The sequence below is a fragment of the Vibrio sp. 1249-1 genome, from assembly GCF_033340495.1.
On sequence record NZ_JAWOWJ010000006.1, the window covers coordinates 108,307 to 124,142 of the forward strand.

Sequence of the window (15,836 nt, forward strand, 5' to 3'; positions counted from 1 at the left end):
AGCTGCGCTTTGAGCGCAGCTTTTTTGTATAGAACTAGTCACGGATATCTGGCAGTTGTTTGGCCATTACCACGCCAGCAAAAGTAATAAAAGAGAACACTAACACCACAGCTGAAAGGCTCAAGAAGTTCGACATAACACCAAGAGAGCTCATTAGAAGCAGCATTATTCCAACCACTGTGTTACTCACGGCTACATAGCTCGTCCGTTTGTCACCTTCTGCGATATCAACTAAATAGGTTTTTCGTCCGACTCGTATTCCGTCGTGGGCAATACAAACACAAAAGTAAAGCAGAGGAATCACGAATAGGAAGCTTTGGCTAGCGGTGACCCATGTATCGTAAACAAATAACACAACACCAAGTAGCGCGCTCATCATTGCGCCGATGACCATCACACTGCGGCTAGAGCGATCGGACATTCTTCCCCAGAAAGGACCTGACACAAAGGAGGCTAAGCCACTCGCAAACATAAAGAGAGCTAGCACCCAGAGCTGTCCACCCAGAGATTGCTGTGCCAGCACAACGTAGTACGGTGCACTCAGCGCAGAACATAAAAATAGTGTCCGCGTGATAACGAATCGACGAAAGGTCACGTCTGTCTTAAGTAACGCGAGTTGTTTAAATGCTTCGAGGACGCCATTTCGACCACCGTCTACCTCACCGGCATACTCATTAATTCGCGCATAGACTAATGCCGCGATGAGCCATATGACGCCCGCTAAGCCTAAACTCAGACCGTAAAAGCGCTCTGTCGGCTCTACGTCCCATAACCAGGCTAGTGCCAGAAGGCTCGCGAAAAGCAGCGTAACCAGGCCAGCAGCGCTTGAAGACCAGCCGTTAACTTGACCTCGTTGGTTTTTAGGGATGGTTTTGCCCAATACATCTTTTGATGCGACGGAATTTAAACCGCGTGAGAGGCTGAAGATCATAAGACATGCAATCACACCATAACCCGCAGCTGCTCCTGTTAGAGTTAATGCGACCAATCCGATTGCAAATATGGAAAGAGCCTGCAAGATGCTGCCAATTACCCAGACCCATTTTCTTACTGGAATGCGTCGGATGTAGTGCGCGATGCTAAGTTGTGGGATAAGGGATCCTGACTCACGAATAGGAACCAGCCAACCAATTAAGTAAACCGGTGCCCCGAGACTTTGTAGTATCCACGGCAACGTGACTTTAGGGTTGATTAACGCATCGCCGACCTTCGTTAAAAACTGAGCAAGAATGATTTTAAGAAAGTTGCCGGGAACTTGATGACAAGCTGATTCAGGAATCGCCTTACAGGCACGGGCATCTTCGTCATTAACGATCTTTTCGTAAATGCTGTTTTGTTTGTCCTTGTTCATCAACCTGCCTATGTTCAACTTATTCATTTCGCGAATAAATTAACATTAAATCCAGTTTGATGTTAAGTGAAGCACGTTATCAAGCCCACAGAAAACCGGTTGTTATTCGTAGGAACAGATTGTGCTAAAGTGGCGTAAACAAAATAACAACGATATTCAATAAGGATTCTTTCATGGACGCTCTCGATCTTTTGCTCAATCGCCGATCTATCGCGAAGTTATCCGCGCCTGCACCAGAAGGTAAAGCACTTGAGAACATCATTCGTGCAGGCCTTCGTGCGCCTGACCATGCGGGATTAACCCCTTGGCGTTTCGTTATCGCACAGGGCGATGGTTTGAAAAAACTGTCAGATATCTTGGTAAAAGCGGCAGAAGCTGAAAATAGTGATGAAGCGGTGGTCGAAAAGGTAAAGAATGCCCCATTTCGCGCACCAATGGTGATCACTGTTATTGCTAAAGTAACAGAACATGAGAAAGTACCAGCACTAGAGCAACACTTATCTGCGGGATGTGCTGTACAAGCGATGCAAATGGCAGCCGTAGCGCAAGGCTTTCAAGGGTTTTGGCGCTCAGGTAAGTGGATGTTCCATCCAGAAGTTCATCAAGCATTTGGTTTAGAAGGTGACGATGAGATTGTTGGTTTCTTGTACTTAGGCACGCCTGGTTGTACACCGATGAAAGTTCCTGAGCGTGATCTTTCTCAGTTTGTTGAGTTTCTATAACTGAAAACTCAAATATACTGACTGTTTATTTATACAGTTTTTCTTGATTTATTAGGGCTACATTCGATAATGTGGCCCTAATTATATTTATTTCCAAAACGTTATGTCTCGTCTGTTTATTGCTGAAAAACCAAGTTTAGGCCGTGCGATTGCCGCTGCACTGCCAAACCCTCAAAAGAAAGATCAAGGATTCATCCGCTGTGGGAACGGGGATATCGTTACTTGGTGTATCGGCCACTTACTCGAACAGGTCGAACCCGACGCTTACGATGAGCGTTACAAAAAGTGGAATATGGCAGATTTACCAATTGTTCCGCAGCAATGGCAGCTCAGACCGAGGAAAAGCGCAAGTAAGCAATTAACAGTGATTCGTAAATTGCTCAAAGAAGCTAACGAAGTCATTCATGCAGGAGACCCAGATCGAGAGGGTCAGCTGTTAGTTGATGAAGTTCTGGACTATTGCAAGTTATCTAAAACCAAGAAGGAATCCACACAGCGTTTGCTGATTTCCGACTTGAACTTACCTGCGGTGAAACGCGCACTCAGTTCTATGCGCAGTAATCGCGAGTTTATCCCACTTTCAGTTTCTGCATTGGCCCGCTCTCGGGCTGATTGGCTGTATGGTATGAACATGTCTCGTGCTTATACCTTGCTTGGTCAAAAAGCAGGGTATCAAGGTGTTCTCTCGGTAGGGCGAGTGCAAACGCCAGTTCTTGGCTTAGTGGTGCGTCGTGATGAAGAAATCGAAAACTTTGTCCCGAAGGACTATTTTACCCTACATGCTCTGATCCCATATCAAGATGCCAATGGTACTTTTGATATTCGTGCTCGTTGGAAGCCAAGTGAGGCATGTAAGCCTTGGCAGGACGAAGAAGGTCGAGTATTAAACCGTAAGTTGGTAGAAAATGTTGCAAACCGTATTGCAAATCAACCCGCAAAAGTGACAGAGTCGGAACAAAAGCAAACCAAGCAATCAGCACCATTACCTTATTCGTTATCTGCTTTACAGATCGATGCCGCGAAGCGCTATGGTATGAGTGCGCAACAAGTACTAGATACTTGTCAGGCATTGTATGAAAAGCACAAGCTGATCACTTACCCGCGTTCAGATTGTCGCTATTTACCGATGGAACACTACTCACAAGCAGGGACGGTGACAACTGCTATTGCGAATAACGCAAAAGAGTTGCAAGTTGCCGTTCAGGGAGCAGACTTAACATTAAAGTCCAAAGCCTGGAACGATAAAAAAGTGGATGCGCACCATGCGATTATCCCTACACCGAAGCAAGCTAATGTGAATGCGCTTTCCGGTAATGAGATGAAAGTGTATCAATTGATTGCGCGCCAGTACCTCATGCAGTTCTATCCGGCGGCGGTTTACGCAGAAGCGAAATTGGTTTTCGATATCGCTGGTGGTACGTTTGTCGCGAAAGGTCGTCAGTTAGTTTCGCCGGGTTGGAAAGCGCTAATGGGCAAAACTGACAAGGAAGATGAAGGTATTGATGCCGTGCCACCGCTACCCGAAGGCACCGTGTTAACTTGTCGTGAAGGGGAAATAAAAGACCGAAAAACCGAGCCACCAAAGCATTTTACCGAAGCATCGCTGTTGCAAGCGATGACCGGGATCGCCCGTTACGTTGCGGATAAAGAACTGAAAAAAATCCTTCGTGACACTGATGGGCTAGGCACGGAAGCGACTCGCGCTGGTATTTTGGACACGCTGTTCAAACGCCAACTGCTTACGCGTCAAGGTAAGTCAATTCTCAGTTCTCCTGCGGGAAGAGGTCTCATTCATGCCTTGCCAGAAGATTCAACATACCCTGATATGACGGCTCATTGGGAGCACCAGTTACAAGGTATGGCAGAGAGAAATCAAGCATATCAGCCGTTCATGCAAGCACTGGAACAACGCGTTGATAGCTTGATGGCACAAGTAAAAGCAGGGCCTATCCCTGATTCATTACGTCATCTACCCAAGGTGGAACGTCCTGCGTTTAAACGTAAAAAGCGCAGTTATTCAAAGAATGGTGGCGCGACTAAATCTCGTGCAACCAAAGGTAAGCAGGCATAGGACAAGCGCGGCGTAATTAAACTCCGCGCATGCTTGAAAATAGATTACTCGAACAGATCACCGTGGTTTTGGATCGCGCCTCTTACTTCACCTTGAGTTAACACGCGTTTGTCCAGTACCTCTTTCACCTGGTTGCCCAAGTCAACTAATGTATCTCGATTCGCTTGAGTTTGGCGTTTACCAGCACTTCTCAAGCAGTAATTTAGTTCGTGCTCTTCGCTAAAATTAACCAAATCCCTATCTGCTGCCATCGTGCTTTCTCCTTATTTGTTCTACTTTTTCCTAAGTCTGGATTGGATGTAGATAAATTCAAGTTAGATTGCGCGAATTATGCTGGTGGATCACTGATGAACATTATGTTTGCCAACCAAGTCACGATTATGAAGCCTGGCTTTGATGGTATTTGGTTTAGTGATGGTTGTGTCTTAATGCTGCTACCAAGGTAACTCAGTACCATCGTAGTTAATAAATCGACCTGAAAGCTGCGGTGTGCTCAGTTCTATCACGTTCGCTAGGCCTAGCGCGGAGGTTTGCGTATCTATCAAAGCATTTGGCCCGCCCATCGCCGTTTTTACCCAACCAGGGTGAAGCGCTAAAACGGTAAATCCTTCAGGTGTTAAATCATTACTCAAGCTTTTCACAACCGAGTTAAGCGCCGCTTTCGATGAGCGATAAATATAGCCGCCGCCGGACGTATTTTCGGTCATACTGCCGACTTTTGATGAGATACAAGCAATCTTTTTCATCTTGCCTTGTTGTAAGCGAGGGTAACAGTACTCAACCAGTTTTAACGGAGCAATGGTGTTTACTTCGAAGACTTTACGCCATGCTTCTACGTCAGTGTTTCCAAAGCCATATCCCTTGGGGCCGTAATATCCTGCATTATTGATGAGTAAGTCGATGGCAGGGAGTTTATCGGCAAGCTTAGCGACTTGTTCGTAGTGAGTGACATCCAGTTCGTGCAAAACCAGATTGCTGAATTGTGAGGCTAGAGTTTGTAGTTCTGAACTGTTCTCTAAGGAACGGCTAGTAGCATGTACTTGGTGGCCTTGCTTCAGGTACAGCTCAGTTAAGCTAAGGCCAATGCCGCGATTTGCTCCGGTAATAAAGACGGTTTGACTCATACAAACACCTATGTTTTTTTGATTTCAGTTGAAAGTCATTGTGTTAGCTAAGCACAATAAAATCAACCAACCACCACGCACCAACAACGAGAGATGAAAATAGGGACAGAGCACAAAGAGAGCCAAACAGTGCGCCGAGAATAGCAAAGAAAGTAGAATTCATATGTATATTAAATTTAATTGATATTGAAAATCATTATCAATTAAATTGCATTTTATTCAACCCATGAAGTTGATACTATTTCGTTACCATTGTTATTAAGAATTTCTCATGCTGCCATTTATCTACCACCCGATTTATTCTCAACTTGAGTTGCCAGAGGGGCATCGTTACCCAATTATGAAATACCAGTACCTCTATGAATCGGTATTGGTGCATATAGAGAAAGATAACTGGAAAGAGCACGCGCAGTTTTTCCAGCCCGAAGCATTAACTGTTGGGGAAGTAAAACGTGTTCATGACGAGGAATACGTCGAGTTACTTGTTAGTGGAAACATGCCAGCTGCGAAGATGCGCCGAATAGGTTTTCCTTGGAGTGAGTCTCTCATTACCAGAACGCTAACTTCAGCAGCGGGCACGGCTCTGACCGCAAAAAAGGCACTTGAGTACGGTGTGGCCATTCATTTGAGTGGTGGGTATCACCACGCACACAAAGAGTTTGGCAGTGGTTTTTGTTTATTTAATGACTTAGTGATCGCGGCCAGGCAAGCGCTCGAAGTCGAGCATGTCGATAAAGTATTGATCATTGACAGTGATGTTCACCATGGGGATGGAACAGCAACTTTATGTGACGATGAGCCAGATATCATCACGCTTTCTTTCCACTGTGATAAAAACTTCCCAGCGAGGAAGCCTCAGTCTGATCTCGATGTGCCTTTGGTGCGAGGAACAGGTGATGAGGACTTTTTAATGGCGTTTAAAGAAGTGGTCGATATGGCACTTAATCTTCATCGCCCTGATTTAGTTATCTACGATGCTGGTGTCGATATACATCAAGACGATGAGCTTGGATATTTTGATGTGTCGACGCAAGGGATCTTAGAACGTGATAGATTTTTAATGCAAACAGTGAAATCTCGAGGTATCCCTGTCGCAGCTGTCGTTGGAGGTGGATATCGAACGAATCATGCTGACCTCGTCCCAATCCATTTGCAGCTTATCAATGCCGCTAAAGAAGTCTTTATTGATGAGTAGATACAACTAGACGTAAATATCAAATTGATTCAACACTGGAACGAACGAAAAGGGCATTAATTTTTTGTGGGTTCTTTCTGAGTGTGGCGGAGTGCTTAGTTGCGTTCAAGAAGTGATAAGTGATTTGTACAAATCTTTTTAAGTCTGGAGATGCGAAAAAGCCCGCTAATTTCTTAGCGGGCTTTTTCTAAATGTGGCGGAGAGATAGGGATTTGAACCCTAGATACGCTATTAACGTATGCCGGTTTTCAAGACCGGTGCTTTCAACCACTCAGCCATCTCTCCGTTGTTGAGGCGCATAATATAAGGCTTTGAAAATGTTGTAAACCCCTAGTTGAACTGATTGGATGTTTACTGCGCAAATTTGTGGTTTGTGTTGTTGAAATAAACAAAAACTCCCCAAAAAGGGGAGTTTGAATAGTATATGGATTGCTAGGTATTAATCGTTTTTAGAATAAAAACGCTGTAACTCAGTTAAACCTTGCATCAAAACTGGCAACTTCGGTGCATCATCTCGAAGTCGTTTGTAGTTTTTGTCATACAGCTTGTAGTTGCCAAACTTATCGATCACTGTGGTTTGTGAGCTAGTAATTAAGGCAAGCTCGCGAGTATCGCCCGCCAAGATCCAGCGACGACGACTTTCATCGAATAGGTTGCGACCACTACTGTAATCATATGGGTTGGAAGATACGCCGAGCATATCTTGCAACAGTGTAACTGAGAGGTCCAAGTGACTTGTGCTGTGATTAAATTCGCCAGCCAGCATTCCAGGCCAATGGATCACCATCGGAACTTGTAATTGATAACGGCTGTAGTTGCTGTTTGCTCCCCAGCTGTTCGTATTGGTTTCGTTAAATTCACTACCGTGATTAGAAGTGATGATTACGATGGTGTTTGTCAGTTGTCCCGTCGTTTCCAGTTCATCAATAATACCGGCGATAGTTCTATCCGCCGACTTCACTGCATATTCATAAGCTTTTTTGAATCGCTCACTTGCAGGCATTTCTTCGTCATTATTTGAAGGAATCGATTCAAAATTATCAACGGTGGTGACTTCGATGTAACTAAACCATGGCTGACTTGCTTTCTCTGCTAACCATGTATTCCAGTTTGCGATAGATTGTTTATCGGTATGAGCTTGCGTGCCATCTAGGTCTTCCGCTAAGTTCAAGTCGCGGAAAATAATTTCTGAGTAGAGATCATCTTCAAACCCACTGCCACTGAATAAACCAAAGTTGTAGCCCTGATCTTTCAGTACATCGAGCAATACTGGGGAAGCACCTTGCGCCTTGATGCTTGATGCATAACTGGTCGGTAAGCCATAGAACAAACCAAAGGCCCCGTATGTATCATTACTTGAGCTGTAATGATTACGGAAGTTCTGATTGTTTTCAGCAAACTCATAGAGGTTAGGCATCTCTTCTTGGTTCAGCGCATCCGCTCGTAAATTGTTTATGCTGATCATCAACACATTGAGCTTATTAACTCGGCGGTTAAACTCAAGCTTTTCAAGAGGGTAGTTGACTAACTCTACGTTGCCTTCGTTTTCTGCCAAACGTTTTAGGTATTCCTCACGGTCAAGTAGACCATGTTTTTCCATAAAACTCTTCGCCGTCATCGGGTAAGACAAAGGGAAGTTTGAACGCTGGCTAGTAATTGGGTTGTAAAAATACGCATCTGCCCAAATGTAAACCAAATGGCTGGTCATAAAGCTGAGGAAAAAGACGGCCGCGAGAGGGCGTCCTACGTGCTTATGAGATAGTTTGCGCTGTTTTCGCCATACCCATTCGGATAGTGCGAGTTGAATAAGGAAGATCAGCGGCATCACAACAAATAAATGTTGTAGGTCAGTGCTGAGCGCACTTTTGTCTTCGCTGAATAGTAACTCCCAGACAACGGGAGTTAAGTGCAAATTGATCGACTGATACGCTTGGGTATCAATTAATAATATGGTTTGCCCAACGGTTGCGAAAATCACTGCCACCAAACGGAACAACTTCCGCGATGGCAGGATAAACGTCAACGGGAATAGAACAAGCAAGTAAAGTGCGAAAACTAGAAAGCCAAAGTGACCAACCCAAGAAACCGCCAGATAAAACTGACCAAGTAACGTCTCGGGCCAAGGAGACTGAACAATGTAGCGTGTGCCTATCAACATCGACGCAACGATATTGAAGAATGCAAACCAGTGACCCCAACCAACTAGTCGAGATACACGTTCGCCGTATGAGTTTCCGCTGTCTACCATGTATGTGTTCTATTGTCCGTGATTAGTGTGTTTTTGGTGTTTCTAAAGAAGACATCAGCGCCTGAGCAAATTTTTCAGCAATCGCTTTGCGTTGTGAAGCAGCAACACGTTGATTTAAGACATTGGTTGCGATATTTCCGGCAATCATTAGCGTCAACTCAGGAGAAGCAGCGTGTTTTTCAAGAACTGTTGCTACTTCAGCAAGAATTTTTTCTACTTGCTCGTCAGTATATTTAGATGTAATCGGCATAAAGACTCTAATAATGATAGTAAAAGCGGCTTATGATAACCTACAATGCCCATCAACTAAAACCTTGTAGCAAGATAAAATCACTATGAGTCTTCATCTTTCAAACGTTATTCTGCATCAACTGTGCAAAAACGATCAGGACGAGCTGGTTGTAAACTTTCGTCCAGCATCATTAGAGAACGATGCATCTACAGAAAACTTAGTCGCTGAGCTTCACCGAGTATTCCATTCTAAAGCTGGTAAAGGTTTTGGCGCTTTCCAGTCAGACAGCGAATTTCAATTTTGGCTTCAAGAAATGCGCAAAGGAGAGCGAGATTTTTACGACTTCTCACAAATTAGTGCAAATCGCTTGAAAGAAGAGTTGATTAAGTACCCATTTGCGGATGAAGGTATCTTGGTTTTCGCTGAGTATCAGAGTTTAGCAACGGACTACTTGTTCATCGGTATCTTACCAATGAATCAGAGTTTAAAAGTGACCGAAGGTTTGGACATCAGTGCGACAGATTACTTAGATATCACCAAAATGGATATTGCCGCACGCATCGACCTGTCGAGCTACGAGACCGACAAGGAATCCAATCGTTATCTGCAATACATTAAAGGACGCGTTGGCCGTAAAGTGGCGGACTTCTTCCTAGATTTTCTGCAAGCGGATATTGGCTTAGATACTAAACAACAAAACTTAGTGTTGATGCAGGCGGTGGATGATTTTTGTGCTGACTCGAAGCTAGAAAAGCAAGAAGTGAACGAGTACAAGAAACAAGTTTACGACTACTGCAATGAGCAAATTAAATCCGGTGATGAAGTTCAAATCTCAGAACTTTCCGGAGAGCTTCCTCAAAGCCAAGATGGCACGAGCTTTATGGATTTCACCAAAGAGCAAGGGTACGAACTTGAAGAGTCTTTCCCAGGTGATCGTGCGACGGTTCGCAAACTGACTAAATTTGTTGGAGCTGGTGGTGGTTTGAATATTAGCTTCGATAGTCTCTTACTTGGCGAGCGTATTTTTTATGATCCAGAGACGGATACCTTAACGATTAAAGGGACGCCTCCAAATCTAAAAGATCAGTTAAGTCGCAATTAAAATCATATCGTTAAATAAAGAGAGCAAACGGCTCTCTTTTTTTATGTGAATAAGAAACATCCATAGTATATGCTTGTAATTAATGGAGATATGTGAGGGGCAAGTGTTGCTGAAGCTAAAAGAAGGAATACGGCGGTTTGTTTGGTTCTGGTTCGTTTTGTGGTGTGTTTTAGCACTTGGCATTTGGCTGCAAGCCAAACAAACGATTCAAACGATTTCGACTGTAAATGAGTTAGGAAGTAAAGTTGAAGAAGTCAGGCACTTTTTTAACTTCGATCTGCCTTACCGTGTTAAACACGTCGACCAGATTTCACTGAAACTTCAGTTGGCTTATGCAGTTCGCTTACAGCTTGAAAGTGAGTTTTCTGAAGGGAAAATCACACCAGACATCACTCAATTACTTTATACGACCGACCGATTTTTAGAAAGTGCTCGAGCTTTTGTAAGAAGTGACAGTGAATTGGTTTCGTTAGCAGAACAGTTACGAAGCAGCCGTGCTCGAACAGAAAACTCTGAGCAAATTCAGGCAATGTACTATCGCTTAGGTGCGCTTGTTTTTGAGTCTGTCTTTAGTGACTCTGCAACGAATAGCGATACTTACCGTGACTTAGACCGACTTTTTATTGAATCAGAGACGCTCTCTCCCGAAGAGCGAAGTGCTCTTCAGCGCCTGCTTGCTCAAACCTCAAGCGCACTATCTGCTCAGGCACAGGGCAGTTATTTATCCAATCAACTGCTTAATCCAGATTTCCCGAACCAGTTAACTTCGATAAATGATCAGTTGGAACAGAAGCTAATGACTTTTATTGTTTGGTTGTCTGTAATCAGTGGTTTGCTCCTTTTCCTCATTTCATGGGGAGCCTTCTCCCCAAAAACGATTCAACCGATACCACTACCCAGAACCGATGATAAAAAGTCAGAGCAAGTTGGCGATGATGAAAATGGAGCTAACATTGTTCCCTCAGATCAGTCAGAAAATTTTCAAAACGTCCAAATGAACGAAAAAAGTTGTAATGAGGTGAATTCATCACAAGTGGAAGTAGTGGAACGTGAGCCGTACATAGATATCAATAAAATGTTAGATTCTCTGTCTGGTGACGAGGGCGCTGTGCGGATGTTACTGGAGGTCTTTATTCAGGACCACTCTGGCGATGGCACTAAAATGTATCAGCTGTTAGAAGAGGATAAAGAGCAAGCGCAAAGAGCCGCACACAGCCTTAAAGGGGTCTCAGGGAGTTTAGGTGCAATGCCATTGCACTGTATTTCGGGTGATATTGAACTGTTGATTAAACAAGGGCAAAAAGTGCCGGAAGAGAAGTTGGCATGTTTAGATGATGTCCTAAAACAAACCATACTTTTTGCTAATAATGTTCTCAATAGTGAAAAGATAACAGAAGCGCTAACAGATTGATATTGCTCTGACTTAATGTCATAAGAGTTGAGGTAATAAAGGCTCGAACTATATGACTTAGTTCGCTTTATTCCTGTTCTATACAATTTGTTAAAGGTGTTTTCATGTCCGTTCGCCGAATGTCTTCAATGATGTTGATAGGGCTGGTTATGATGCTTTCAGGGTGCTCCCTGCTCGAAGTCAAGATCGAGAGTCAAACCGTCCCTCTTACCAAACAAGAGCTCAATATGCGTCTTTTGACTCGTGAGTATGCGCAGCAGTTTTTTGCTCAGGTTGAGCAAGCAGCAGACGCACTACACGAACAATATGAGCCTCATGATGAAGTTCATCAATCTTATATTTTACTTTGGAAGATAAATGCTGAAGAAGGCATCCAAGCTTCTGCATACCAAGTGTCCCCAATGGCTGCACTGATTGATACATGGACTTTCACGCTACAAATGGAACAGTTTTTTACTACCGCTTCTGGTAATGAGCTCTTTGCGTCCGATGAGGCCAAGTTAGTTTCCGTTTATTTAGCGAAAGAGGTAGATAAACTGGCTCAATCTTTATTGAAGAAAGAAGCATACATCAAGACACAAACGTTTGTTGCAGAGTTCGCCAAGCAGCATCCCTTCGCTGATTTAAGCATGATTAGGACTCCGGCTTACCGTAGGTGGTTAGATGCAAACCAAATTAGCGAAGAGGAAGCCGTTACAACGCTAGGCACGATGCCAGAAGCACTCGGGGATGTCTCTGATCGTCTAAGTCTGGTATCAGAACAGACACCAAAAATTATGACGTGGAAAGCGCAGTTGTTGGCCTTGAATAGCTCTGCCAGTATCGAAAAAGTCAATGCGGCGCTCAATAGTTTGCAAGTTACCGCTGATTCGGTGAGGGATTTTATCGATAACAACCCAGAGTACATGCGCTATTTGGCAGAACAAATGGCGCTGGAGTTACAACCTTTGGTTGACGATATCGATCAAAGGACGGAGGCGCGTTTATCTCAGTTGGGTGAAGAACGCCAAGCTATAGAGCTGATGGTTGCCAGAGAGCGCCAAGAAATCGCACAGATCATTACCCATGAGCGCGAGAAGTTTGCTCAAGATATGGATCGAGTGTCGCAAGAGGTTGTGAATCTCGCCATGACTAAGCTGATTGAACTTGTCAAAAGTACCATCATCTACTTTATTCTGTTCATTGCCGTTATATTCTTTGCACCGCTTGGATTGGGCTATTGGTTTGGGAAGCGTGCAGCCGTGAAAACGCCAGTCAAACAAAGCTAACGATTTGTTTTGGAAATACAAAAAGAGCGCTTTAAAGCGCTCTTTTTTAGTATTGAATTCGGAAGGGAGGTTCTTCCTATCTCTGCGAAGTTAAGCGGTTTGCTGCTTTAATTCGCCTTCAGCTTCTTCAACTGCTTCTGCTGTTGGTTCGCACTTATCAACAAACCAACCCATGTAAGAAGTGAAGATCGTTACGATGATACATACAAAACTCAGCCACATGAACGGGGCATAAGACAGTGTAGCAACACCCAAAATACTGGCCATGTAGATACCGTTGTCACTCCAAGGGACCATACCTGAGGTTAGCGTGCCGCCAAATTCTGCGTTACGAGACAAATTCTTACGTTTGTAGCCTAGACGGTCATAGTTCTTCGCACAGATTTTTGGGGTCAGGATAAGTGAAACGTACATCGCTGAACCAAATACGTTGCCCATAAAGGCCGTACCAATTGTGCTTGTTGCCAATGAACCTGCACTTTGAACGCGTTTTTCAAACAGCTTCGCGATAGTCTCTAGCACGCCTACTTTATCTAGTAGACCGCCAAAACCAAGGCCGAATACGATAACCGCTACCGACCCAAGCATTGAAGACATGCCGCCACGGTTAAGGATTGAGTCAATGAAATCTACGCCAGATGAGATTGCAAACGGAGCCCAAGCCGTGTTGAACGCGGTTAGGAAATCGACATCTTGGAGCATCACTGCCCAAATAATACCTAGCAGAGAACCAAAACTGATCACTGGGAATGAAGGCATACGCATCGCTAGAAGTGACAATACGATGATCACAGGAACAAATGAGTAAGGGGTGATGTAGAACTGCTGTTCCATCGCTTTAATGACAGAGTCTACCTGGCTCATGTCAACTTGACCTGCGTAGTGGAAGCCAAATGCAGTAAACATAATGCCTGTAATAATGTAGCTAATGAGTGCTATCGGCAACATGCCTTTAATATGTTCCATCACTTCAACGTTAGACATAGATGAAGCAAGGATTACTGAATCCGATAGAGGCGACATTTTGTCACCAAAGTAACAGCCTGAAAGTACGGCACCTGCAGTGATTGGCGCAGGAACACCAAGACCTTGACCGATACCCATCATTGCAATACCTGCCGTGCCAGCCGCACCCCAAGATGTGCCAGTCGCTAGCGCAGTCAATGAACAGATGATCATGGTCGCGAGCAAAAAGATAGAAGGGTGGATTGCTTTAAGGCCGTAGTAAATAATGGTTGGAACAATACCACCAGAGATCCAAGTACCTACAAGCGCGCCAACGGCCAAAAGGATTAAAACGGCTCCAAGTCCATTGGAAATGCCATTTAGTGCTGCTTTTTCCAGATCTTTATACTGATGGCCAAGCTTTATGCCCAATATCATGACAATGAACCAACCGATGTATAGCGCTAGCTGAATCGGTAGGTCTAGCTTGGCTGTGAACGAAAATGCCAGCAGGAGAAATAAACCGAGCGAGATAAATACCTGTATCAAGCTTGGTAGGCGTGGTGTAACTTGCTTCATATGTGCCTCTGTCAATCTTGGAGCAATAGAGGAAGGCGCTCCTTGTTGTAATCGCGCATAACATACATTAACAAAAATTATATTTCGAACATTTGGTGTTTTATCTTGATGTTCGTCGGTAAAAACGTTTGCTTGTGAAATTAACTGTTAGTTTGTTTTAACTTTTTTGGTTTTAAATGTTGTGTAATGTGAAATTATTGTGCTTCATGTGTTATTTTCTCATTGAGTGGTAAGACCAATTAGGGGACTAAAGTGCTTTCCCTACTTGAAAAATGGTTAAAACCGCAAACCAAACACTAAAAAATCTCGTGTAACCCGGTTTTTCAGAGGAAAAGGTTAAAAAACGCGCTTATTTACAAAATAGGGGTTGAGATTTTGCTGTGAAAAATTAACTATGGGGTAGGTTTTTTAATACATGGAGAGTTAATACGATGAGAGTTGGTTTAGTTGGTTGGCGCGGTATGGTTGGTTCAGTCCTTATGCAGCGTATGGTTGAAGAGAAAGACTTCGACCTAATCGAACCAGTATTCTACAGTACTTCTCAAGTTGGTATTCCTGCTCCTAACTTAGGAAAAGACGCAGGCTTACTGCAAGACGCATATGATATTGAAAGCTTAAAACAGCTTGATGCGGTAATCACCTGTCAAGGTGGTAGCTACACAGAAAAAGTTTTCCCTGCACTTCGTCAGGCTGGTTGGAAAGGCTACTGGATTGACGCGGCCTCTACGCTACGTATGGCTGAAGATTCGATCATCACACTTGATCCAGTGAACTTAAAGCAAATCCAACAAGGCATCCACGGTGGCACGAACACATTTGTCGGTGGTAACTGTACGGTTAGTTTAATGCTAATGGGGCTAGGTGGTCTATTTGAGAAAGGCCTTGTTGAGTGGACAAGCGCAATGACTTACCAAGCCGCATCTGGTGCTGGTGCGCAAAATATGCGTGAATTGATCTCGCAAATGGGCGTTATCAATGACTCTGTTAGCTCTGAACTTGCAAACCCATCAAGCTCTATCCTAGATATCGATAAGAAAGTCGCGGATACAATGCGCAGCGGCTCTTTCCCTACCGATAAATTCGGTGTGCCACTAGCTGGTTCGTTGATCCCATGGATCGATGTGAAGCGCGATAATGGTCAGAGTAAAGAAGAGTGGAAAGCGGGCGCTGAGGCGAATAAAATTTTGGGTTCTCAAAGTTCACCTGTTCCAATTGACGGTACTTGTGTGCGTATTGGCGCGATGCGTTGTCACTCTCAAGCACTTACTATCAAGCTTAAACAAAATGTACCAATGGACGAAATCGAAGAAATCATCGCCACTCATAACGATTGGGTGAAAGTGATTCCTAACGACCGTGACATCACTGCTCAAGAGCTAACACCGGCAAAAGTTACGGGCACAATGTCTGTACCAGTGGGTCGTCTACGTAAGATGGCAATGGGTGATGATTTCCTAAATGCTTTCACTGTTGGTGACCAACTGCTTTGGGGTGCTGCGGAGCCGTTGCGTCGTACTCTGCGAATTATTCTGTCTGAGAAAGCATAATCACATCATCCTTTATTTGATGACAAAATAGAAGAGCTCCT

General features: G+C 44.1%; 13 protein-coding genes and 1 tRNA gene. 7 read left to right on the forward strand and 7 right to left on the reverse strand.

The window, feature by feature from the left end; all coding sequences use genetic code 11:
* Nucleotides 1-34: 34 nt before the first annotated feature.
* Nucleotides 35-1,351 carry an MFS transporter gene (locus R7Z50_RS12965; protein ID WP_318149118.1) on the reverse strand — a complete coding sequence of 439 codons (1,317 nt, stop codon included), beginning with the start codon at nt 1,349-1,351 and terminating at the stop codon, nt 35-37.
* A gap of 173 nt (nt 1,352-1,524) precedes the next feature.
* On the opposite strand from R7Z50_RS12965, the gene R7Z50_RS12970 reads away from it, so the two are divergent.
* Together R7Z50_RS12970 and R7Z50_RS12975 are read left to right on the forward strand one after the other, a co-directional pair.
* Nucleotides 1,525-2,073: an NAD(P)H nitroreductase gene (locus R7Z50_RS12970; RefSeq protein WP_005380711.1), complete on the forward strand. Its 549-nt coding sequence runs from the start codon at nt 1,525-1,527 to the stop codon at nt 2,071-2,073.
* A 103-nt stretch (nt 2,074-2,176) separates the two neighbouring features.
* Entirely contained in the window at nt 2,177-4,144 is a 1,968-nt protein-coding gene (locus R7Z50_RS12975; protein ID WP_206970952.1) for a DNA topoisomerase III, read from the forward strand.
* A 44-nt stretch (nt 4,145-4,188) separates the two neighbouring features.
* Here the strand turns inward: R7Z50_RS12975 and R7Z50_RS12980 are convergent, their stop codons facing one another.
* Together R7Z50_RS12980 and R7Z50_RS12985 are read right to left on the reverse strand one after the other, a co-directional pair.
* The gene (locus R7Z50_RS12980; RefSeq protein ID WP_005380717.1) at nt 4,189-4,395 is read right to left on the reverse strand and encodes a hypothetical protein; all 207 of its coding nucleotides are present in this window, start codon (nt 4,393-4,395) and stop codon (nt 4,189-4,191) included.
* A gap of 183 nt (nt 4,396-4,578) precedes the next feature.
* A complete protein-coding gene (locus R7Z50_RS12985) occupies nt 4,579-5,268 on the reverse strand; it encodes an SDR family oxidoreductase (protein WP_054575561.1) in 690 nt (229 codons plus the stop codon).
* Nucleotides 5,269-5,539: 271 nt separating this feature from the next.
* Between R7Z50_RS12985 and R7Z50_RS12990 the strand changes: the two genes are divergently transcribed.
* Nucleotides 5,540-6,463, forward strand: a complete 924-nt coding sequence (locus tag R7Z50_RS12990; protein WP_053304185.1) for a histone deacetylase — start codon at nt 5,540-5,542, stop codon at nt 6,461-6,463.
* A 194-nt stretch (nt 6,464-6,657) separates the two neighbouring features.
* Here the strand turns inward: R7Z50_RS12990 and R7Z50_RS12995 are convergent.
* From R7Z50_RS12995 to R7Z50_RS13005, 3 genes are all read right to left on the reverse strand, one after another.
* A tRNA-Ser gene (locus R7Z50_RS12995) sits at nt 6,658-6,748 on the reverse strand.
* A gap of 154 nt (nt 6,749-6,902) precedes the next feature.
* On the reverse strand, nt 6,903-8,711 hold the full coding sequence (locus R7Z50_RS13000) for a DUF3413 domain-containing protein (protein ID WP_005380721.1): 1,809 nt from the start codon (nt 8,709-8,711) through the stop codon (nt 6,903-6,905).
* Between the two features lie 22 nt (nt 8,712-8,733).
* Nucleotides 8,734-8,961, reverse strand: a complete 228-nt coding sequence (locus tag R7Z50_RS13005; RefSeq protein WP_005380722.1) for a YejL family protein — start codon at nt 8,959-8,961, stop codon at nt 8,734-8,736.
* 85 nt (nt 8,962-9,046) lie between these two features.
* Here R7Z50_RS13005 and yejK point away from each other — a divergent pair, with 85 nt between their 5' ends.
* From yejK to R7Z50_RS13020, 3 genes are all read left to right on the forward strand, one after another.
* Complete coding sequence (gene yejK / locus R7Z50_RS13010; RefSeq protein ID WP_005380723.1) at nt 9,047-10,045, forward strand: nucleoid-associated protein YejK; 999 nt, start codon at nt 9,047-9,049, stop codon at nt 10,043-10,045.
* Between the two features lie 82 nt (nt 10,046-10,127).
* On the forward strand, nt 10,128-11,456 hold the full coding sequence (locus R7Z50_RS13015) for an Hpt domain-containing protein (RefSeq protein ID WP_318149119.1): 1,329 nt from the start codon (nt 10,128-10,130) through the stop codon (nt 11,454-11,456).
* A gap of 104 nt (nt 11,457-11,560) precedes the next feature.
* Nucleotides 11,561-12,724, forward strand: coding sequence for a chemotaxis protein (locus tag R7Z50_RS13020; RefSeq protein WP_206970949.1), 1,164 nt, complete (start codon nt 11,561-11,563; stop codon nt 12,722-12,724).
* 90 nt (nt 12,725-12,814) lie between these two features.
* On the opposite strand, the gene nhaC is transcribed toward R7Z50_RS13020, so the two are convergent.
* Nucleotides 12,815-14,248 (reverse strand): Na+/H+ antiporter NhaC, encoded by a 1,434-nt coding sequence (nhaC, locus tag R7Z50_RS13025; protein WP_206970948.1) that lies wholly within the window; start codon nt 14,246-14,248, stop codon nt 12,815-12,817.
* 431 nt (nt 14,249-14,679) lie between these two features.
* Here nhaC and asd point away from each other — a divergent pair, with 431 nt between their 5' ends.
* The gene (gene asd, locus R7Z50_RS13030) at nt 14,680-15,795 is read left to right on the forward strand and encodes an aspartate-semialdehyde dehydrogenase (RefSeq protein WP_005380727.1); all 1,116 of its coding nucleotides are present in this window, start codon (nt 14,680-14,682) and stop codon (nt 15,793-15,795) included.
* The last annotated feature ends 41 nt before the right edge of the window (nt 15,796-15,836 follow it).

Bases quoted from the DNA above. Each gene is read 5' to 3' on its own strand.
- nhaC (WP_206970948.1), bottom strand. From the start codon at position 14,248: ATGAAGCAAGTTACACCACGCCTACCAAGCTTGATACAGGTATTTATC.
- R7Z50_RS13020 (WP_206970949.1), top strand. From the start codon at position 11,561: ATGTCCGTTCGCCGAATGTCTTCAATGATGTTGATAGGGCTGGTTATG.
- R7Z50_RS12980 (WP_005380717.1), bottom strand. From the start codon at position 4,395: ATGGCAGCAGATAGGGATTTGGTTAATTTTAGCGAAGAGCACGAACTA.
- R7Z50_RS12965 (WP_318149118.1), bottom strand. From the start codon at position 1,351: ATGAACAAGGACAAACAAAACAGCATTTACGAAAAGATCGTTAATGAC.
- asd (WP_005380727.1), top strand. From the start codon at position 14,680: ATGAGAGTTGGTTTAGTTGGTTGGCGCGGTATGGTTGGTTCAGTCCTT.
- R7Z50_RS13005 (WP_005380722.1), bottom strand. From the start codon at position 8,961: ATGCCGATTACATCTAAATATACTGACGAGCAAGTAGAAAAAATTCTT.
- R7Z50_RS12970 (WP_005380711.1), top strand. From the start codon at position 1,525: ATGGACGCTCTCGATCTTTTGCTCAATCGCCGATCTATCGCGAAGTTA.
- yejK (WP_005380723.1), top strand. From the start codon at position 9,047: ATGAGTCTTCATCTTTCAAACGTTATTCTGCATCAACTGTGCAAAAAC.
- R7Z50_RS12975 (WP_206970952.1), top strand. From the start codon at position 2,177: ATGTCTCGTCTGTTTATTGCTGAAAAACCAAGTTTAGGCCGTGCGATT.
- R7Z50_RS13000 (WP_005380721.1), bottom strand. From the start codon at position 8,711: ATGGTAGACAGCGGAAACTCATACGGCGAACGTGTATCTCGACTAGTT.
- R7Z50_RS12985 (WP_054575561.1), bottom strand. From the start codon at position 5,268: ATGAGTCAAACCGTCTTTATTACCGGAGCAAATCGCGGCATTGGCCTT.
- R7Z50_RS13015 (WP_318149119.1), top strand. From the start codon at position 10,128: ATGGAGATATGTGAGGGGCAAGTGTTGCTGAAGCTAAAAGAAGGAATA.
- R7Z50_RS12990 (WP_053304185.1), top strand. From the start codon at position 5,540: ATGCTGCCATTTATCTACCACCCGATTTATTCTCAACTTGAGTTGCCA.